The organism is Lysinibacillus xylanilyticus (assembly GCF_001708185.1).
In the GTDB taxonomy this organism is placed as follows: Bacteria; Bacillota; Bacilli; order Bacillales_A; family Planococcaceae; genus Lysinibacillus; species Lysinibacillus xylanilyticus_A.
Genome location: NZ_MDDN01000014.1, coordinates 37,406 through 59,946, shown reverse-complemented (window position 1 = coordinate 59,946; position 22,541 = coordinate 37,406). Strand labels below are relative to the sequence as shown.

Annotated in this window: 15 protein-coding genes; all 15 read left to right on the top strand. The window is 34.1% G+C overall.

Translation table 11 applies throughout. The features are described 5' to 3' along the window. Positions 1 to 24: 24 nt before the first annotated feature. The 15 genes from BFJ97_RS18890 to BFJ97_RS18825 all read left to right on the top strand — a co-directional run bounded on the left by BFJ97_RS18890 (position 25) and on the right by BFJ97_RS18825 (position 22,493). On the top strand, positions 25 to 4,386 hold the full coding sequence (locus BFJ97_RS18890; RefSeq protein WP_068986196.1) for a glycosyltransferase: 4,362 nt from the start codon (positions 25 to 27) through the stop codon (positions 4,384 to 4,386). Between the two features lie 276 nt (positions 4,387 to 4,662). Further along, complete coding sequence (locus BFJ97_RS18885; protein WP_068986195.1) at positions 4,663 to 5,892, top strand: glycosyltransferase; 1,230 nt, start codon at positions 4,663 to 4,665, stop codon at positions 5,890 to 5,892. 177 nt (positions 5,893 to 6,069) lie between these two features. Beyond that, positions 6,070 to 7,218 (top strand): glycosyltransferase, encoded by a 1,149-nt coding sequence (locus BFJ97_RS18880; RefSeq protein ID WP_068986194.1) that lies wholly within the window; start codon positions 6,070 to 6,072, stop codon positions 7,216 to 7,218. Next, entirely contained in the window at positions 7,215 to 7,967 is a 753-nt protein-coding gene (locus BFJ97_RS18875; protein WP_068986193.1) for a glycosyltransferase family 2 protein, read from the top strand. Before BFJ97_RS18880 ends, BFJ97_RS18875 begins: the two co-directional genes overlap by 4 nt. A gap of 11 nt (positions 7,968 to 7,978) precedes the next feature. Next, entirely contained in the window at positions 7,979 to 8,830 is an 852-nt protein-coding gene (locus BFJ97_RS18870) for an NAD-dependent epimerase/dehydratase family protein (RefSeq protein WP_068986192.1), read from the top strand. Beyond that, complete coding sequence (locus BFJ97_RS18865; RefSeq protein ID WP_068986191.1) at positions 8,830 to 9,393, top strand: sugar transferase; 564 nt, start codon at positions 8,830 to 8,832, stop codon at positions 9,391 to 9,393. Before BFJ97_RS18870 ends, BFJ97_RS18865 begins: the two co-directional genes overlap by 1 nt. A 23-nt stretch (positions 9,394 to 9,416) precedes the next feature. Next, on the top strand, positions 9,417 to 10,301 hold the full coding sequence (gene galU / locus BFJ97_RS18860; protein ID WP_068986190.1) for a UTP--glucose-1-phosphate uridylyltransferase GalU: 885 nt from the start codon (positions 9,417 to 9,419) through the stop codon (positions 10,299 to 10,301). Between the two features lie 375 nt (positions 10,302 to 10,676). After that, positions 10,677 to 11,963 (top strand): glucose-6-phosphate isomerase, encoded by a 1,287-nt coding sequence (locus BFJ97_RS18855; RefSeq protein WP_083227100.1) that lies wholly within the window; start codon positions 10,677 to 10,679, stop codon positions 11,961 to 11,963. Beyond that, positions 11,963 to 13,660 (top strand): phospho-sugar mutase, encoded by a 1,698-nt coding sequence (locus BFJ97_RS18850; RefSeq protein WP_068986189.1) that lies wholly within the window; start codon positions 11,963 to 11,965, stop codon positions 13,658 to 13,660. Before BFJ97_RS18855 ends, BFJ97_RS18850 begins: the two co-directional genes overlap by 1 nt. Before the next feature lie 158 nt (positions 13,661 to 13,818). Then, positions 13,819 to 14,193 (top strand): hypothetical protein, encoded by a 375-nt coding sequence (locus BFJ97_RS18845; protein WP_068986188.1) that lies wholly within the window; start codon positions 13,819 to 13,821, stop codon positions 14,191 to 14,193. Next, positions 14,190 to 14,438 carry a hypothetical protein gene (locus BFJ97_RS18840; protein WP_068986187.1) on the top strand — a complete coding sequence of 83 codons (249 nt, stop codon included), beginning with the start codon at positions 14,190 to 14,192 and terminating at the stop codon, positions 14,436 to 14,438. Before BFJ97_RS18845 ends, BFJ97_RS18840 begins: the two co-directional genes overlap by 4 nt. Then, on the top strand, positions 14,438 to 14,572 hold the full coding sequence (locus BFJ97_RS25530; RefSeq protein WP_302621810.1) for a hypothetical protein: 135 nt from the start codon (positions 14,438 to 14,440) through the stop codon (positions 14,570 to 14,572). Before BFJ97_RS18840 ends, BFJ97_RS25530 begins: the two co-directional genes overlap by 1 nt. Positions 14,573 to 14,717: 145 nt before the next feature. Further along, positions 14,718 to 16,217: a hypothetical protein gene (locus BFJ97_RS18835; RefSeq protein ID WP_068986186.1), complete on the top strand. Its 1,500-nt coding sequence runs from the start codon at positions 14,718 to 14,720 to the stop codon at positions 16,215 to 16,217. Positions 16,218 to 16,762: 545 nt separating this feature from the next. Continuing rightward, positions 16,763 to 21,244 carry an endonuclease gene (locus BFJ97_RS18830; protein WP_068986185.1) on the top strand — a complete coding sequence of 1,494 codons (4,482 nt, stop codon included), beginning with the start codon at positions 16,763 to 16,765 and terminating at the stop codon, positions 21,242 to 21,244. 244 nt (positions 21,245 to 21,488) lie between these two features. Further along, positions 21,489 to 22,493, top strand: a complete 1,005-nt coding sequence (locus BFJ97_RS18825; RefSeq protein ID WP_068986184.1) for an acyltransferase family protein — start codon at positions 21,489 to 21,491, stop codon at positions 22,491 to 22,493. Positions 22,494 to 22,541: the final 48 nt, after the last annotated feature.

Sequence of the window (22,541 nt, the reverse complement as noted above, 5' to 3'; positions counted from 1 at the left end):
AATTATAGGAAGTGTGTAAGCAAAATGACCAAGAAAAATATATTAATTGTGACAGAGAATTTTTCATTGGGGGGGCTTGAAACTCATATATTATCACATTGTAAAGTTTTAAAGGAAATAGGTAGTGAAATATTTTTAGCAACTTCAAGTAGTTCAAGTACAAATTTAATTGATGAATATATAACTAAAAGTCTCCTAATAGAAAACTTCTCTAGTACGATTGGTAATGATTTATTAAATCATTATAATATCTTGAAAGAATTTATAATTAAAAATGAGATTAACTATATTCAAATACATCCTTATGTAACAGCTATTGTAACTGCTGCTATTGCAAATGATTTAAATATACCTTATTCGTATACAGCACATGGACCATTAAATTTTAGTTTGGGGTACGGAGAAATATATAGAAATTTCATGTTTGATATAGTACTGCCATCTGCAAACAAGATTTATTCTGTTTCAGAAGAAACTAAGCAATTAATGAAACATGCTAATAAAAACTTAAAGATAACTATCTTACCTAATGTAATTGAAATAAGTGACACATTAAATGCTCACCATAATGAAAGTAATAATATATCTTTGATTTCTAGATTGGATAAAGATAAAGTTCAAGGGATTTATGAATTTATAAAGTTTTATAGAGAATATATAAATACTGAGAATGGCAAAAATAAATCTTTAATTATTGTTGGGGATGGAGAATCTTACGAAGATATACAAGAGTTTATCAAAAATGATACTAATATAAGCATGGCTGGGTATAGCGAGAAAGTAAATGATTATATTGAAAAATCTTACTTTGTTTGTGGTATGGGGCGAGTTGTATTAGAATCAATGGCACAAAATAGACCTATTCTATTACTAGGATATGATGGCATCAAAGGCTTTGTTTCACAAGGGAATGTAGAGCATCTTGCTAATTCAAATTTCTCTGGAAGAAACATTAATACAGCTACATATGAAAACATTCTTCAAGAGATTGTTGCTTTAGATAAAAGTGCAGGCAAGTATTTTTTACAGCAGTGGGCATTAGAAAACAGAAGTACACAATTATTAAAAAGAGAATATGCTTATTTAGGTAATGAAAATATTAATAATGAAGTATCAGAAAATAAATGGTCTAATTACTTCATAAACATATGCACCAATTTGTTAGACCAAAATATTTTATTACCACAAAATATTGTATACTTCTTAGATTTATTTAATGTAAATAAAGAAGATAAAGTAGTAATGTCTTTACTTGCTGAGTTAAGTAGAGTTAGAGAAGAAAAGCAAACGCAGTCTATTGAATTAGCAATGACTAGACAAAGTCTACATGACTCTTCTTCAAACAAGCAAGAATTAGAAAATAAATTAAATTTATTAATGGATACACATAATAAATTATTAGATAAGATAGAAAGTAGTTCTATAGAGGAAGTAAAGAAATTATTAAATTATCCTAGTGAAGAAGAAATTAAAGGGATTTATGAAAATTTAAGTTTAAAAGATCATCAAATATTTCAACTAAATGAACAGATACAGTTAAATGAACAACTATTTAATAATTTATCACAGAAAATATATGAGTTACACGGATCAAAATATTTTAAATTAGTAAATTTACTAAAGCGTACAAATTTTCATTTAGTAAAAGGTAGTACTAAAGAGAAAAAAGAATTTATAAAATGGTTTTACAAGAAACTATCTAGAGAAAATTATGTTTCAACAAACAAAATCGAGCATCCATTAGATCAATTAATAACGATGATTGAACAAAAGAATAAACATCTAATAACATCGCCCACAACCCCCGCTGCAGAAGTAGTTTCCGGGTTTGGTTCTATGTATGAGCAGCAGTATGCTTACTATAGAGACTATTTAAATCAGTCGAATGATGAGTACGCGAAACAAATTAAAGGAATATTAAAAAATAGAAAATTTAAAGGAATAGTTATTTATCCAACGGCAGTACATTGGGAACCGATGCAACGACCTCAGCAATTTTTAAGAGAATTTGCTAAAAAAGGATATCTATGTTTCTTCTGTGCACCATTCAATGGTGAATTTTCTATAAAGGAATATGAGAATAATTTATTTATTGTAAATAATGATGCTGCATTATTGTCTGTTGTTAGAAATAAGTATTGTATTGTTTTATGTACTTGGCAAGGCCAAAAAGCATTCATTGATCTTTTACCACAAAAATTGCTTTGGTATGATTTATTAGATCAGTTGGAATTCTTTGCTGATACAGATGAAAAAACAATAGAGGCACATTATCAAACCCTTGAACACGCAGATATTGTAACTTATTCAGCTGACAAATTACATAAATATGTTAGCAAAAGAACAGATGCAATAGTTTTACCTAATGCTAGTAACTTAGCAGACTTTATTCAAGAAAAAGATACCGAGAAGCAAGGCACGCTTTTACAAGGTATAAAGAATAGAAAAGTAGTAGGTTATTTTGGTGCAATAGAAGAGTGGTTTGAAGTAGATTTAATTAATCAATTAGCAGAAAGAAATAAAGAATGGTTATTTGTAATAATTGGACATATTGGGGCTGGTATTAAGTTTAAAAAGCTTGAAAATATTCGATTAGTAGGCAAAGTTGATTACATTAAATTAGTGAACTATGCGTCTGCTTTTGATGTTGGTATTGTTCCTTTTAAAATTAATGACTTAACGGATTGTGTATCTCCAGTAAAATACTTTGAATATAGAGCTTTAGGTTTACCAGTAGTTACTACGGGAATACATGAAATGAAAAAATTCTCTAATGATTATGGTGTATATATTGCAAATAGCTTAGAGGAATTTGAAAGCAGCATTAAAGATGCTTTATTGCTTGACAAAGAACAGTTAAAGCAGACTTCAGAAGAGTTTGCAATCCAACATCAGTGGAAAAATCGTATTGAAATTGTAGAGCAAAAAATGCTAAAGAATATAAGCAATTTAAAAGCATATGCTAATTATTTTATTGATGATCATGTATCAGTTATGACAGGCACTTTCTTAGGTTTGGATGGAGAAAACTTCTATTCAGGTGGAGCTGAAAGATATTTAATAGATTTAAATGAAGTTGTGAACTCATTAAATAGAAGATTAATTATTTATCAATATGGAACTTTCCCATGGACACGAAAATTCAAAAATATAGAAGTTAGATCCTTGGCGCGTGGAACAGAAAAAATAACAGAGTTATCAGTTGAAAATGTAAGAAATTATAATAAGGTATTTTATGATGAAGAAAATGCTGTATCGTTATTAAACGTATATTCTGCTTTCTTTGAATCATGGCCAAATGTAGCAAGCCCAAGTATAGGTATTAGTCATGGTATCGCATGGGACTCACCACAAAATAGCGGGCTATCAGCTTTGACTTTTTGGGAACAAAATAGAAAAATCATTGAATCGGCATCCTTGGTTGATAAGATGGTGTCTGTAGATACTAATACAGCTAATTGGTTCCAAACTATTGATTTTGAATTAGGAAATACTATGGAGTATGTACCTAACTATGTTGATACTAATATATTTAAGCCTAGCCAAAAAGAGAGTGACAGAGTTGTAATCTCTTATCCAAGAAGATTATACGGAGCTCGTGGATTATATATGGTATTAGATATTATTGATGAGATTCTTACAAAATTCCCTTATGTAGACTTCCATTTTGTTGGAAAAGGGTTTGAAGAAGATACAAAACATGTTGAACAAAAGATTGGAAAATGGAAGGATAGGATTAAGTGGTATTCTCTAGATCCTTCAGAAATGCATAAGGCATACGAAATTGCTGACATATCATTAGTACCTACTTTGCATAGTGAAGGAACTAGTTTATCATGCCTAGAGGCAATGTCTTCTGGAAATGCCGTAATATTAACGAGAATTGGCGGATTAACAGACTTGGTAATCAATGATTTTAATGGTATTTTAATCGAACCTAATAGTAGTGCGCTGAAAAAGGCAATAGAAGAGTTATTAAGTAATCCAGAAAAGCTACAATTTGTTAAAGAAAATGCTATTCAGGTTTCTAAAACATTCTCAAAAACCCAATGGAGTGAGAAATGGTCTACTATTGTTAAGGATTTTATCGAGGCAGAAAGCCCAGAGATTGAATTAAAGTCGAATAAAATTATCCATTTTTATATTGATGATGAAAAAGATTTAGAACGTGTTCTTGACCGAATTAAAACATACTTACTTGAAGGTCATAATATTATGGTATTTATGAAGAAAATCATTAATAACAGAGAGAAAAATAGTTTTGGTCGACTGCAATTTTTACATTTTAGTGAAGATATTTTTGATGCTGGGGACTATTTAATAGCTTCTAATAAAATATCCGATAGTATGAAAAATTATAAATACCAAATGGATGAAATCATTTGATTTTATCTTGTTGGTTCAGCGGGTGTGTAAACTCCCGCTGAATAAAGAAAAGATAAAGCTTTTGGCGGATGTCACAGATTTAAAGAGGAGTTTTTTCGAGCGGGCTCGAAAGAATCTGGACGCAATTACGCTGAGGCGTAATGGATAATTGCTTTCATGTTACTTAAGAACAAACCAGCAAAAGTACTCCTTCTGATTTCTAATAGTTCTATAGAAATTAGGAGGATATTTAATTTATATAAGTATCATCATGGAATATTTGGAGGTAACTAGCTTATGCAATTAACTCATAAAATTGCTAGGTATATAAAATACCATGGTTTTAAAGGATTAATAAATAAGGTCATTGGAACAGCGGTTTATAAAATAAAAAGACAATTAAGTAAAAAAGAAAATCAAAAACAATTAGAAATTATTTTGAATGAACATGCAGATAAAGAAATTATAGTGTATTTTTCTCCAGTTCCGTGGAACTTACCTCTGTATCAAAGACCACACCATATTGCATTAAACTTAGCTAATTCAAATTATCTTTATTTCTATTGTACAAATAATCCTGTTAAAGATAACTTGAATGGTTTTAGAAAAATAGCAAATTCTTGTTATTTGACAAACCAACAGGATATTTTATTGGGTTTACCTAATAAAAAAATTATTCATTTATATTCAACTGATATGAGAGATATTGGTGAAGTATATGAGAAAGCAATAAAAAATAATGATGTGATTTTATATGAATATATAGATGAACTACATAAAGACATTACTGGAGAAATACCTGAATATGTTTTTAAAAATCACCAAAAATTATTAAAAGATGACATTAATTGTGTAGCAATTGCTTCAGCAGATAAATTATTAGCAGATGTTGAATCTCATAGAAGTAAAAATTATAAATTAGTAACAAATGGTGTGGATTTTAATCATTTTAATAAAAATCAAAATAATGCGATTCCTAAAGAAATAAGAAATGTAGTAGAGAAAAAAAGACCAATTATTGGATATTTCGGTGCTTTCGCATCGTGGTTTGATTATGAGCTAGTATTAAAATTAGCAGTTGAGCGCCCAGATTACGAAATTTTATTAATTGGTTGGGATTATGACAAAAGTATAGTTAAATGTAATTTAGATAAAGTACCTAATATTACAGTTATAGGTCCTATAGATTACTCTATTTTACCTGATTATTCTAAGTGGTTTGATGTATCAACAATACCATTCAAAATCAATGAAGTAACAGAATCTACATCACCTGTAAAATTATTTGAATATATGGCAATGGGGAAACCAATTGTTACGACAAATATGAAAGAATGTAGAAAATATAAATCAGTTTTAATCGCTAAAAACCGTGAACAATTTATTGGGCAAATTGATCGAGCATTACAATTAGAAGATGATAAGAAGTACTTAAAATTGCTTAAGGAAGAAGCGATGATCAATACGTGGAAAGAAAAAGCACAAGAGATTCGTTATGTGTTGAAAGAGTCAAAGGAGGAGAAATAATTGGAGAATGGAGCAAGAATTGTCGGTAGTTTATTATAGCGGCGTATTTACGCAATATCGGCTGCATTAGGAGTGCCTGTTACATTTTTAATGGTTAAATTTTTGCATTAAAGAAATAATTTGTGATTAAGCATGTATAAATCACATGTGTTTTAATCAAATGTTGGAGATATAACAATGACACAAAATAAAATCCTACTCGCACAAAATAGTGCGTTTATCGCGAATCGTTTGCCACGTGCTGCCCGTGCTTTAAAAGAAGCGGACTATGAAGTAGATATATTAAATTGGAACCGTGGAGTAAATGCCGAGATTATTCAAAATGCAACTAAGAGCTTTGGTTTAGAAGGAATTACTGTCCACTCCATTTATTGTGGAAATACACCATATGGAAAAGGAATCATTACAATTTTTAATAAAATTCTATTTATCATAAAAGTAATACTATTCCTTTTTAAAAATGGCCATCAATATAAGGTTGTGCATGCAATTGATTTTGATTTGGCATTACCTGTTTATATAGCTAAGCTACTAAATCCAAAATTAAAATTTGAATTTATTTATGATATTGCTGATTTTGTTGAGACTTTTCATAGTCCTATTCCTAAGTTTATTCGTTCAATGATTAAAAGTTTAAGTGAACGAATAATGAATCATGCAAAAGTTGTAATAATCCCTGATGAAAACCGACTTGTCAATATTCCAAAAGAGTTTCAAAATAAAACCGTAATTATTAACAATAGTATTGATCCACCTCAACAAACAGTGGACTATGAAGTGAAAATAAATGGTGACACGTTAAATATTTTTTATTATGGTGCACTTAGTAAAGATAGAGGTATTGAATTATTATTAAAGCAAAAAAATGTTTCTTTATGGTTTGCTGGTAAAGGTGAATTACAGGGGGAAATAGTAGAGAATGCAGATACTTATGATAATATTCATTACTTAGGTTATCTACAATTAGAACAAATTTTATCTGTAGCTAGCCAAATGGATGTTATTTATATGGTGTATGACCCAAGCTATCAGCATAACCAAATCGCTTCCCCAAATAAATTATATGAAGCATTGTATTTAGGAAAACCTTGTATTGTAGCTGAAAATACTTCAATTAATTTATTTGTTGAAAAATATGATATAGGATATATTACGAAATTTGATGAGCACAACTTAAGCAAAATGATTAAATCTATTAGTAAAGAAGAGTTAATAGTAAAAGGAAGTAATGCAAAATCTATTTATCCAGCGTTTAGCTGGGATACCTCTAAAAGAAAATTAATAGAAATTTATAAATCTAATACGAAAAAAGGTGACACAATATGAATCATCCTTTAGTTTCTATTATTACGCCTTCTTTTAATAGTTCACGCTTTATTGAGGATACGGTTAATTCGGTTTTAAATCAAACCTATCCTCATTTTGAGTTGATAATTGTGGACGATTGCTCAAAGGATAATAGTTTAGAAATGATTACCGCATTTAGTAAAAAAGATGAGCGTATCAAAATATATCAGTTAGAGAAAAATAGTGGGGCTGCTACTGCTAGGAATTACGGAATTCAAGTTGCAAATGGGAAATACTTAGCCTTTCTGGATAGTGATGATTTATGGGATCAACATAAGCTTGAAGTACAAGTGAAGTTTATGGAAAGCAACAATTATACATTTTCTTTCACTAATTATAATATGATTGATGAGAAGGGTAATTCTCTTAATAAAACTGTAACGTGTCCTAGTGTCATCGATTATAACAGTTTGTTAAAAAACACAACGATTGGTTGTTTAACTGTTATGCTCAATATTGAGCAACTTGGTAAGCCGATTATGCCTAATTTGCAACCTGAGGATACTGCTTTATGGTTAAAAATTTTAAGAAATAATAATAAAGCGTATTGCCTTCAAGAAGTGTTGGCAAGCTATCGGATTGTAGGAAACTCTGCTTCAAGTAATAAGCTCAAAGTAGCAAAAAAGATGTGGATTGTATATAGAAAGTCAGAAAATATTAATAGATTGAAAACTTCTTGGTATTTCGTTCATTATGCGTGGAATGCTGTTAAGAAGCACTATTTATAGAAGGTGAGAGTATGAACGTTTTAATCACAGGAGAATCAGGTTATATAGCGAAAAGTTTAAAAGCCTATTTGACTTCGAAATTTGCAGAGAGTTCTTTTTTTCTAAAGTCTATTCGAAATAATGCTATAAGTAATCTGTACTTAAATGAGGTAGATGTTCTAATTCACTTAGCTGCACTCGTTCATAAAAAAGAAACAACTGATAGTGAGGGGCTTTACTATCAAGTAAACACCGAACTAACCTATCAATTGGCAATGAAAGCAAAGTCAGCAGGAGTCAAGCAATTTATTTTCTTTAGTACAATGGCTGTGTATGGTGATGTACAAGGGGAAATAAATTATCAAACCAAGCTGAATCCAGTAACGTTCTATGGAAAAAGTAAGCTAGCTGCAGAAAAGAAAATTTTAGAATTACAAGAAGAGCATTTTCAAGTTGCCATTGTACGACCACCAATGGTATATGGTCCTAAGTGTCCAGGTAATTATTCACTTTTAAGTAAGTTAAGTCGGAAAACTTTTGTTTTTCCAAAAGTAGAGAATAAACGGAGTATGCTTTTTATAAATAATTTAAATGAGTTTATATTCCAATTAATTCAACATAAAGAGTCTGGCATTTTTCACCCACAAGATCCACAATATATTAATACAAGTTCAATGGTACGGGAGATTTCGAAAGTGCATGGTAAGTCTGTTTATTTTAATAAACTAGTAGGAAGAGTTCTAAAGTTGCTGATAGGGAATAAGATGATCTATAAGAAGGTGTTTGGAGATTTATATTATGAGAGAGAGTTATCATCATATAAAGATAATTCCTATCAAAAGTTTAATTTTGGGCAAGCGATTGCCATAACTGAGAGGGAATAATGAAACGAATATTGGATATTATTTTAAGTTTTATAGCGATTATTATATTTGCCGTTCCTATGGTGATTGTCAGCATTATAATTAAAGTAACTTCAAAAGGCCCGATATTATTTAAACAACAGCGTGTTGGTAAAAATGGCATCCATTTTGAAATTTATAAGTTTCGGTCAATGTATACAGAGACCCCAAATGTTTCAACAGAAGACCTAGGTGATCCAACTAGTTATATTACACCTTTTGGAAAATTTATTAGAAAAACTAGCATAGACGAGCTTCCACAACTTTTTAATATTATTAAAGGGGATATGTCAATAGTTGGACCACGACCGGCCTTATATAATCAATACGAGTTAATTGAAATGCGTAACAGTGTGAATGTTAACTCTGTTAGGCCAGGGTTAACGGGTTATGCACAGGTGATGGGACGTGATTTTATTTCTGATAAGGAAAAAGTTGATTACGATAAATACTATGTTGATAATAAGAGTATCGTGCTAGATATAAAAATAATTTGGATGACATTTTTCAGTGTATTAAAAACTGAAGGAGTTAAGATGAAATAGAGATAAGAGGTCAAACTTAAATTATGAAAAAAATCCGAAAAGCTATTATACCAGCAGCAGGGCTTGGCACTCGTTTCCTTCCAGCGACAAAGGCAATGCCCAAAGAGATGCTACCAATTGTAGATAAGCCGACAATCCAATATATAGTAGAAGAAGCCATTGCCTCCGGAATTGAAGATATCATAATAGTTACAGGTAAAGGTAAACGTGCAATTGAGGATCATTTCGATAATTCATTTGAACTTGAGACGAACCTAATAGAAGCAGGTAAATTTGATATGCTTGAAAAGGTTCAGGAATCTGCTGAGGTGGAAATTCATTACATCCGTCAAAAAGAGCCGCTTGGACTAGGCCATGCAATTTGGTGTGCTCGTAAATTTATTGGTGATGAGCCGTTTGCAGTGCTACTTGGCGATGATGTTGTTAAAAGTAATGAACCTTGCTTAAAACAATTAATGGATCAATATGAAAAAACGTCTTCAAGTGTGATTGGTGTTCAAGAAGTACCAGATAGGGATGTCCATCGTTATGGTATTATTGATCCCGTTAATACTGACAGTCGTTTAATACAAGTTACACAATTTATTGAAAAGCCTAGCCTAGAGGACGCACCTTCAAATTACGCTATTATTGGACGTTATGTATTAACACCTGAAATTTTCTATTTCTTGGATGAGAAGAAGAAAGGTAAAGGTGGCGAAATTCAGTTAACCGATGCTATTGAATCTTTAAATGGTATTCAACAGGTTTTTGCATATGTATTTGAAGGTCGTCGTTATGATGTAGGTGAACAATTAGGTTTCATCGAAACGACAATTGATTTTGCTTTAGAACGTGACGATTTAAGCGAAAGTGTTAAAGCGTTAATTTTACAAAAAGCTAAACAATTGAGTGGCAAAACGGATTGATTTTAGTTGTTATTGGCTTTATTGATATCGTTTGTCAGAGAATTAGTAGAAAAACTCAAGAAGTTGTTATATCAAATAATTATGGTACTTGCAACGTTAGATTGTAGATACACAAACTTTTTTGTGCAAAGCGATTTATAGATGGAGTTACTCATGTGCGTAATATTCAAAGTGCCTGGCGTTATAACAGAAATTTCAATTAGAAGGTATGTCTCAAATTGGGGCATACTTTTTATTTTAATGTCGATTAAAGAGCGAAGTCATTCAAATAATGATAAAAGAATAAATATCTAAGGATATTGAAATTGTTCATTCTAATTACTATATGTCATAATATACATATCAAATTTTACCTTGAGAAGTGAGGATTCAATTGTGCTAACAGAAATTGTTAAAACAACGTTGCTGAATTGTTCCCTAGACGATAGTGATATAATTCGATATAAAGATCGTGTAAAGAGGATTCATGACGCTTTACCACAATATCCATTAACAGGATGGGTGGATTCTCCGTTACAAGATCAAGAAGCACTACTTACTTCTATTGAACGAGTAGCGAGTGAGGTACGTGCATGTGCGGATGTACTTGTCGTTGTCGGGGTTGGTGGATCATTTTTAGGGGCACGAGCAATTCAAGAAGCGCTAATGCCTTATTTTGGTCTAGCTAAATGTGGCATCGAGGTTGTTTATGTTGGTCTAAATATGAGCGGTGCCTATATTAAGGAACTACTCGAGTATTTAGATACAAAGCAAGTGTATGTCAATGTGATTTCAAAGTCAGGTGGTACGATGGAGCCTGCGTTGGCGTTTCGCGTAATGCGTTTATATATGGAAGAACGTTATGGTGATAAGGCCATTGAGCGCATTATTGTGACTACAGATGCTGAAAAAGGGATATTGAAGGGTATTGCTGATAAAGCTGGCTATCGTCAATTCGTGATTCCGAATGATATTGGTGGACGTTATTCCGTGTTGACGCCTGTAGGCTTATTGCCGATAGCAGTAGCGGGAGTCAATATTCGTGCTTTAATGGATGGTGCGCGACATGCAGCTACGGAACTAGCGGAATCAGATTTAGCACATAACGATGCATACAAATATGCGGTCATGCGCCATATGCTTTATGAGAAAGGTTTTACGATTGAGTTGCTTGCTTCCTTTGAGCCAGGTTTGAATAAATTCCATGAATGGTGGAAGCAGTTATTTGGTGAAAGTGAAGGGAAGGAGCATAAGGGACTTTATCCTTCAACGGTGAATTTCTCAACAGATTTACATGCGATTGGGCAATTTATTCAAGAGGGAAGTCGTGTAATGTTTGAGACATTGTTACACTTTCATGAAATCGAGGGAGATTTAGCTGTACCTTTTGATGCTCGAAATGAAGATGGGTTAAATTATTTATCGACTCGCACCTTTAATGAGATTAATGCTATTTCCAAACAGGGTACAGCACTTGCGCATGCAGAAGGAAAGGTGCCAGTTATTCAGCTTGAATTACCGAAGCTTGATGTGTATCACTTAGGTTATTTGATTTATTTCTTCATGAAAGCTTGTGCGATGAGTGCGTGCTTATTAGAGGTTAATCCGTTTGATCAGCCTGGAGTTGAAGCGTATAAACGCAAAATGCTAGAGTTGTTGAAAGAAGAGAAGGTGTTAAAGTAATGGTTAATGTTCGTGATTTATATAATTGGTGGAACGAGATGAGCCTTCCTAGTTATTTAGCAGAGGAGCTTGTATCTTTTGCTGAGGATAGTAGTTTAATAGAGGATCGCTTTTATCAATACGTATCCTTTGGTACTGGTGGAATGCGTGGTGTTTTAGGTGCTGGAACAAACCGTATGAACGTTTATACCATTCGTCGTGTCGCAGAGGGACTTGCTCGTTATATCGAATCGAATGGCGAGGCCGCTAAAGAGCGTGGGGTTGTTATTGCTTATGATACACGTCATTTCTCGTATGAATTTGCCTGTGAAACTGCAAGTGTACTAGGAGCACATGGTATTCGTTCATATGTTTATAAGGAAGCACGGCCAACACCGCAGTTATCATTTACGGTACGTCAATTACATGCTTATGCAGGTGTTGTCATAACGGCAAGTCATAACCCTAAACAGTATAATGGCTTTAAGGTGTATGGTGAGGACGGTGCACAACTAACACCTCAATCTGCCAATGACATCGTGGAACATATGGAAAATATCGAGGATATATTTTCTATAAAGGTATGTGAACTTGAGCAACTGGAACAGCAAAGAATCTTGTCATGGCTTGGAAGTGATATGGATGCCGCCTATTTAGAGCATCTTTTAACATTAAAGGACAATGATGATATTGCTCTAAATATGAAGCTTGTTTATACGCCATTACATGGTGCTGGTTTAGTGCCAGTTAGTGAAGGGCTACAAGCTTTTGGTTTTCAGCACATACATATTGTGAACGAACAAGCTGTACAGGATGGAGCTTTTCCCACGGTTTCTTACCCAAATCCAGAGGAGCCTGCTGCCTTTGCGTTAGCGATGGAACTGGGGCGAAAAGTAGGCGCAGATCTTTTATTAGCAACAGATCCCGATGCGGACCGTTTAGGTGTGGCCGTGAAGAATGGTGAGGGCTACGAACTATTGACGGGAAATCAGCTTGGTGCATTATTGCTACATTATTTGTTATCAACAAAACAATCTAATGATACTTTACCGGATAATGGGGTAATGTTGAAAACTATTGTAACTTCAGAGTTAGGTGCGATGATAGCCAAGCAATTTGGTGTAACCACGGTCAATACGTTAACGGGCTTCAAATACATCGCTGAAAAAATTGCGGAGTATGAAAAAACGGGTGCTTTTTCGTATTTATTCGGCTATGAAGAAAGCTATGGCTACTTAATTGAAACTTTCGCTCGCGATAAGGATGCGGTACAAGTTGCATTAAAGGTAGCGGAGATGGCAGCTTTCTATGCAAAGAATGGACAAACATTATTAGATGGATTGCAAAATTTGTATCATCAATATGGTTATTACAAAGAGGCTTTAGTTTCTCAGGTATTTGAAGGAAAGAATGGTCAAGATGAAATGAAAGCAATATTAGATAATCTTCGACGAAACGTGCCTGAGTCAATAGCAGACTTAGCTGTAAAACGATTTGAGGATTACTTAACAGGACTTACAACATTAGCTGACGGTACAACTGAGTCTATTGTATTGCCTAAAGAAAACGTTTTGAAATATATACTTGAAGATAATTCTTGGGTAGCCATTCGACCATCTGGTACAGAACCAAAATGTAAGTTCTATTTTGGTGTTGTTGGAGAAACAGAAGAAGAAGCAAAAGAAAAACTGAAGCAACTGCAAGCTGTATTTGTATAGATTAGTAGTTTAATAAATCGAAACAATAAACGCCCTCTTAAAATCGGAAGAGGGCGTTTATTACTGTACTCGTTTCTACTCATCCTTATGGTGATACTCCAGATTTAACAGAAACCAATCAAAAAGTCGATAGTATACAAATGGAAGTTGCTGAACATTTGGCTGATAAAATAGCTCAGCTGATACCTGTTACACGTGATTTAACGCTTGGCGGTACCCAGCGTATAACAACGAATTTTAAAGCTAAAAGCGTAGAGATTAAGGCTTTTATACCAAACACAAAAATCACGTCACATGGTTTTTGGGCAGAGGATGGTACTCAGCGTGTGCACTTTACAGATGTTAATGGCGGTAGCCTAGGTTCGAATACAGTGATTTATTTTATTAATACTGACACAACTAATACTACAAGAGCAATGTTAAATAACATAGATGATACTGGTTTTGATTTAGTGTGGGACGTAGTAGGCACTCCATACTCAGGTAATGCGGTATTACTTATTTCTATACACGGTCACGGAGGCGATATATGATGCGTTATTGTGTGGTTAAGGATACAACAAAAGTTATTGATGGATCATTAAACGTTGATAATGTAATGTTGAAAAATGCTATCAACGCAGGGTTTACATTTGAACAAATCGAGATCTTAACACAAATGCAATTCGATGAGCGCTTGAAGTTAGAGCCTCCACCGGTAACAGTGCCAAGCGAGAAAGAACGCATTGTAGAGATAGAAAAAGTTATTAACGATTTATTATTAGGAGGGTTAATATAATGAGCAAACTATTTAATTATGTTAAAAATCAAGTTTTACTAAGTAATTTCAGTGTTGATGATTTATTTGTGCTTGTTGATCGTAAAGTTATTACAGATGCCGAGAGATTAAAGCTACAATTAATTATTAAATGAATCTATTATATTTTTTTAAAAAAAGTGGTGTTGTAAATGTTGGGGATATTTAACATGCAACAAACTTTGGAAAAAAAGAATAATAGTATATAATAGTTCTCGAAAATACCATTTATATTATAAAATGTATTAATGGAGGATTTTTATGAAAAAAATTACTTTTTCAATATTTATTTTTAGTTTTTTATTAGGAGGATTATTTTACTTATTTAACGACACTGCATCAAGCAAAACTATAAATAACCCTATTGTTTCTAAAATTGATGAGATTGAAACGGATATTTACCATCCGTTTATTGACGATGATTGGAATCTGTGGGGATTGGATGGAAGTAAACTTAAACGTTCCGAAGATTTCGGTGAAACATGGGATGAATGGTACGATTTCGAAAAAATCGGTGGTGGGTTAGCAAGGCTGCCTATTTACGGAGCAGTGTATATTTCAAAAAAAGGGTATATTTTTGTTGGTTTGGAAGACGGGAAAGTTTACAGGTCTAATGAGCCACAAGGGAAAGAATTTGAAGTAGTTAATGTACTTTCTCATCCAAAATCAACTTTGAATGTGTGGAATATAACAGAAGATAATGATGGAGTAATTTATCATGGGGAGTACGCAAATATCACAAATCCAAATTACAATCCAGAAACAGACCTTAAAGAAGAAATGTTTATTAGTGTTGCTTACGTTTATAAAAGTGAAAAGGATGGCGCTAAAAACAGTTGGGAAAAGATAGGTTCGTTTTTAGATGATAGTAATAAAGTTAACAGTTTTGTATGGAATAAAGAGGCAGCTACAATCGGAGCTGACAAACACATCCATTCAACTTTGGTTAATCCGTACACTAATGAATTATTTGTAACTTATGGTGATTGGAATAGATACACATGGAAATCTAAAGATAGTGGAGAAAATTGGATAAAAACAGAAGCAACTGAAGGCTATACTGGTCTTACTTTTACTGAAAATGCTATCTTTGCAGCTACTGACTTTCCATACGCATCTAACAATTATTTTGCAAAATCGGTTGATGGTATGCACTTTGAAGAAACGTTCAAGTTAAAAGATTCATTAGATACAGCTACTTATGATATGCATTCGCATATTGTAAATAATGAATCTCGGGTGATTGGTATTGTTCATGATGAATGGAATCAGCAGCATGATTTTCAATCAGCAGTAGTATACACTGAAAATGAAGGTACATCTTGGGAAGTTCTAACAACTACACCTAAAGGAAGTACTGACCCTGTCTATATAGGTTTAGCTCATGGCAGAAATAGTATAATACCGGAAAATTTCCCCTACTGGATTATATCTAATCATTGGACGAGAGAAGATGTTAATAAAACTGGAGAAATGAAAATAACAAGAATTCCTGTCATAAATATAGCTTCTAAAATTATCATTCCTGACACTATCAAAAAGAATGAAATCGCAAAAATTAAATTTAAGGCTACCTCAATAGATGGCATTGAAAAAATTGAATTACTAGTAGATGGTGATAAAAATAAATGTGATAAACAAAGTATGGAATGTAAAGTCAAGTTTAGTGAAATTGAAAATTATGAGGTAGTTTTAAGAGTTTATGATTTGGAAGGAAATTATTCAGATAGTAAACCAGAAATCGTAGAGGTAAAGAGTTAATCGTTCCATATTGTTCAGTAAGTTATAAAAATTTAAATATCAAATATTTATAAAAGTGTCCTCTTTTGAGGATGCTTTTTCTTTTAGTGCGCCCGGCATATGCAACAACTCGGGGTGAAAGTCCACTACAGGCTTGGCAGTAGGAACTGTTAGCGAAAGACAAGGGTGTCCATAGTATCCCGAATACTGAAATTAAAATCAATTTACACAATATAGATACTATTAAAATAAGTCATTAACAATAATATGCTAACATATACATATAGTGGGGAAATAGGTTTAAATTATTTCAACTATTGATGGCAAGCCGTATGCGATGAAAGTCGCCTGTATGGTGTAGGCCTAAAGAAAGGTGACAGCAGTTAAGGAGGTTAGTGCCGATAGTAGAAGAGAATGTAGATCTTTCAAAAATAAATGCTGAAAAAAGTTTATATTGAGGAATCACAGTTAAAAGAGAAACAATTCTATAAAGTCTTTTCTTATTAGAGTGAAGGCTTTGTATTTTAAAAACTAACTTTCCTAAGATTGAAAGGGGATTTGACTGGATGTCGAAGAAGAAGTGGAAGAAGCCGATAAATGCCTTTTTAGCAACAACCTTAGTTGCAAGTGTTGCCGTACCTGTAGCACCGCTTACGGTAAAAGCCGAAACATTAGCAAATGATTTAATCATTTCAGAGTATATTGAAGGTAGTTCCTTTAATAAAGCGATTGAAATATATAATGGTACAGGTGCCGCGGTTGATTTAAGTAGTTATACTTTAGAGATTCATACGAACGGTGAAGCTACCGCGAAAAACAAAGTGAGTTTGACAGGTACTATAGAAAATGGAGCTACGTATGTTTTATATCATAAAGATGCAGATCCAAACATTAAAGCACAAGGAAATCTAGAAAACTCAACTGTTATTAATTTCAATGGGAACGATCCCATTGTATTAAGGAAATCGGGTGAAATCATCGATTCCATTGGACAAGTTGGTCCTTCAGCAGATTTTGCTAAAGATGTAACTTTAGTAAGAAAGAATTCAGTCTTGTCGGGTGATACAAATATTAATGATCCATTTAATTCTGCTTTAGAATGGAATTCTTCTTCAGTTGATGATTTTTCTAATTTAGGGCAACACGTAATGGACAACTCAGGTGAACCTGTTGATCCTGTTGACCCGGAAGCACCGGTAATCCTCCCAATTGGGGATGCTAGAACTAAAGGTGTGGGCGAAACGGTAACCATTAAAGGGAAAGTGGCAGCGGGCTTGAAAAATACATTCTCCGTCCAAGATGATACAGGTGGTATTGCTGTACGACCTACTAGTCTCCCTTTGACTATCGGGGATGAGGTTACTTTAACAGGTAAAATAGCTGACTATCGCGGATTACTACAATTAGATGGTGCTACAATCGTTGAAAAAGGTGGGAATTCTGGTGCACCATCGCCAAAGGTAGTAACAGGTGCTCAAGTAACTGAAGATAATGAATCACAGCTAGTAACAGTGAAAAATGTTACGCTTACAGATGTTCAACAAGGGAATGGATGGGCGAACTTTACTGCGAATGATGGGACGAATTTCCTTGTACGGGATGAAACGAATTCACTTGGATTAACTGCTGGTACTTCCTATGAATCTATCACGGGTATTGTCCAACAGTTCGATCAAGATTATCAAGTTATTCCCCGCTCAAAAGCAGACATTGTTGTGGATAGCTCAGCATTAAAACCTGCTATTGCATCTCCTGGAAGTGGAACGTTTACAGGGAAAACAACCGTTACGTTGACAACACCGACTGCAGATGCAGAAATTTATTACACATTAGATGGCACTGAGCCAACTGATAAAAGTCATAAATATGAGATGCCACTAGAAGTCAGTAAAAATACTACAGTAAAGGCAATTGTTAAAGATAAAAATGGTGCGTTTAGTGAAGTAACTACGTTTGATTATATTATTTCAGATAAATTACAAATTCATGATATTCAAGGTGCCAATCATACTTCTTCATTCAATGGTAAAACGGTTGAGGGCATTGAAGGTGTCGTAACCTATTCATTCATGTTAAATAACAATTGGTATTATAACATTCAAACACCTGATGATTTAGCTGATAATAATCCGAATACGTCTGAAGGGATTTTACTATACAGTGGTAAAAACGCTTGGCCAGTTCAGGTAGGGGACTTAGTATCTGTTAAAGGGCAAGTAAATGAATTTGCCTATGATGGTTATAGTGATCGACAACAAACAGATTTAAAAACTACGCAAATCAATGTACGTAACGATCAAGGCGGGAAAGTAGAAGTCGTGAAAAATAGTGTCGCGCTACCAAAGCCAATTGAACTTGATAAATTAAAAATGTCCTTAAGCAGCATTGACAGTGATCAGCTTCAAACATTTAATCCAACGATTGATGCTATAGATTTCTGGGAAAGCATTGAAGGGATGCGGGTAGAAGTAGAGGACGTAAAAGCAGTAGCGCCACAAGAGCATGGAGATCTGGTGACAGTACTTGACAGTGAACCAACAAATACAATTCACGGTGGCGTATTGTACGAAAAAGGAAATGCTAATCCAAACAGAATTCAATTCAGATTGGAACCGAATGCCGCTGCACGCGATTTTGAAGTGGCTACAGGTGATCAATTTAAAGGACCTATTACGGGAGTCGTAGGCTATTCCTATCAAAACTTTAAAATCTATGTTCCTTTAGACGAAATGAAAGCTGCCCATCAACGAGGTACAGCATCACCTGAGAAAACAAAAATTGTAAAAGCCGATGATAAGCTAACAGTTGCATCTTATAATTTAGAAAACTTCTCGAATAACAAAAGTTCTACGACTGATGATAAAGCGAAAAAGCTAGCACGAGCAATTGGCATTGATATGGGGAGCCCAGATATTGTTGGTGTAACTGAGGTGCAAGATAATAACGGTGCTTCTCCTGGTGATTCAAACGCAAATGAAAGTTATCAAAGACTAATTGACGCGATCAAAGCTACAAGTGGTGTTGAATATCAGTATGTTAATATTGATCCTATCAACAATCAAGACGGTGGAGCACCAGATGCGAATATTCGTGTTGGCTTCCTTTATAATCCAGAGCGAGTGAAGTTGAAGGAAGGTATCCCAGCAGGAGATGCTACAACAGCTGTAGATTATAAAGATGGGAAATTAACACTGAACCCTGGTCGTATTGATCCAACAAACGAAGCGTTTAATAGTAGTCGTAAACCTTTAGCGGCACAATTTGAATTCCAAGGCGAAGACGTAGTAGTGATCGCCAACCATTGGAATTCTAAAAATGGAGATACGCCATTATTTGGTGCTAAGCAACCGCCTGTATATGGCAGTGAAGTGCAACGTCAAAAAATCGCACACATTGTTTATGATTTTATTGAAGATATTAAATCAAACAATCCAGATGCAAATATTGTTTCATTAGGCGATTTTAATGATTTTCAATTTGCAGATGCTTTAAAAATACATGAAGGTCAATTAATGACGAATATGATTAATAAAGTGGAAGATTCTGATCGTTACACATACGTCTTTCAAGGAAATTCACAAGTATTAGATCATATTTTAGTTTCGAATAATCTAGCAGACAAAACAGTTGTCGATGTCCTTCATATTAATGCTGATTTTACGGACATGGCTGGTCGTGCAAGTGACCATGATCCTGTCATGGTTCAAATTGATATGAAGAAAGATTCAAGTGTTGAACCGATTAAGCCTGACATCGTATATGACTTTAAGAACTACAAAACAAACAAATTAACAATAAATAAACCAAGTGTGGCAGTGCATTTAGATGCTCAATCTGTAATTCCAAAAGGTGTATTCCTTAAAGGTGCCTATGCGGAGCTACATGGAGAAGGCTTTAAGACGACTGATGTTATCCTTAGTCCAGCGAAAGCAGGGATGATTGTCGACCTTAAAGGCAATAGCGTGAAAACACTCACAATTGAAGGTCCAAATGTCAGTGAAATAAGAGGCGCTGAAAATATCGATATTAAATCGATAATCTATAAGAAGGGGGCAGCTCCTGAGCAAATTAAATTTACAAATTCGAAGGGGGAACCCATTGGAGATCCTTCTTTACCTTCTGAAAATAAAGCACCTATCATTAAAAATCCTATAGCAAACAAATCTGTAGCTGTTGGTGAGGCAATTAACATTGATTTAACAGATCATTTCTCAGATCCTGATGGTGACGAGCTTTCATTTATAGCTACAAAAGGAACTGTAAAGGGCAAGACATTAACGCTTAATTTAGAAGAGGGTAGCCATATTGTTGGCGTTACAGCATCTGATGGTAAAAAAAGTGTTACAGCAAGTTTCAGTGTTACAGTTGTTGCGAATGATTATTATACAGCTGCCTATAACAAAGAGGGGCAGGAACTAAAAAAGGTACTTCACGATATCATTTCTGAACAAAAGGTACTTTCTTATGATGAAGTTTGGAATGCATTAAAGTATACGGATGAAGATCCTAATAATCCAAACAACGTCATGTTATTTTACTCTGGGAAATCTAGTCCCAAAACAAACAGTGGTGGCAATGTAGGAAACTGGAACCGAGAGCATACATGGGCAAAATCCCACGGTAATTTTGGAACAAGCAATGGACCAGGAACGGATATCCATCACTTACGTGCAACCGATGTACAAGTTAATAGCTCAAGAGGAAATTTAGATTTTGACAATGGCGGCAGTCCAGTAGCAGGCTGTAATGGTTGCCTGAAAGATTCAGATTCATTCGAACCACCTAATCGCGTAAAAGGTGATGTAGCTCGTATACTATTATATATGGCCACTCGTTACGAGACTGGAGATAAGGTAGACCTTGAATTAAATGACAAAGTCAACAATGGAACAGCTCCTTACCATGGTAAACTTTCTGTTCTTTTACAATGGCACGAGCAAGATCCAGTAGATGCCTACGAAAAACAAAGAAACGAGAGAATTTACGAAATCCAAGGTAATCGCAACCCATTTATAGACCATCCAGAATGGGTAGAAAAGATATGGTAAATTAAACTCAAAACGACAAACGCCCACTTCTGGTTAGAAACTGAAGTGGGCGTTTAACGTTTACTGTGCTTATTTCAATGCAGCCTTATGCTGGTTTTCTTGTCTTATAAAACTCCCACATTCTTCTATTAAATTTCCTCATTATAGCGTAAAAAATTAGATTGCTAGTATTGCCATTGCATTCTTCGACAATCTATGACATCCTTAAATTAGAGATAAAAGTAAAGTATTAGGGGAATGTTTTGTGATTAAAGAGTGGGATTTACTACGTGTGGTCGCGTGTTTATCTATTTTATTATTACACACTTCTTCGTGGATTATTATTGAAGTTGGTGCGATACCGGAGCAGCCATTTTATCTGTTTTTACGTATTGCGCTATGTTATGCGACACCGACGTTTATTTTATTATCTATATTAATTTTGGCGAATCGTTATCAGGATAAAATACCGAGTAACTTTTGGTCAAATAGAATTCAATATATTTTTCTGCCTTATTTAATATGGGCGATGATCGATGCAGTAATTGTCGAGTCAATTTATCGCAAGGGCTTATTATGGGAAAAATTTGTCCGCAATGTCTTCTACAGTGAGTTTGTAGGCTGGTTTGTTTTGGTCATTATGCAGCTGTATGTAGTCTTTGCGTTAATGAAACGTTTTAAGTGGTCTATGGCTTGGTTTTTACCGTTATGTATGCTGATTACGCTTGTCCATCATTCGGTGATTTTATTACCATATCCGATTTTTGAAGAGAATGAGTTAATGTTTCGTTTATTCTTTACGGGTTGGCTTGGGTATTTTGCCATTGCTTATGCGATGGGGGTGTACTATACGCAGATTGCCACGCTTGCGAAAAAATATCGTTACGCGACAATTGTGTTCTTCGTGTTATCTGTTGCCTTTTTATACATTCGTATGCTGCTTGGTTATACAGATACACATTCGAGACGCCTTGATTTAATGCCGCTTGTTTTAAGTATTGCCCTGCTAGTAATTGCCTGGGGACAGTCGATACCTTACACGAAAACGGTTCGAGTGCTGAGCCAATATTCGTTTATGATCTATCTCATACATTGGGAAGTTCTGCGTTTATCGACAGGTTGGTTTGTAGAGCACTTTGATCGTACGCTAGTCCGAGTACCACTGTTGATGTTGTGGACGTTAGTCGTTTGTATTGCGGTGACCAAGTTGATTTCATTACTTCCATATAGTCAATGGGTAGTAGGGAAAATTAAAAAGCGTGCCACATAGAAAAAGCAGTGATTTCTTTCATTATAGAAATCACTGCTTTTTTTGTAT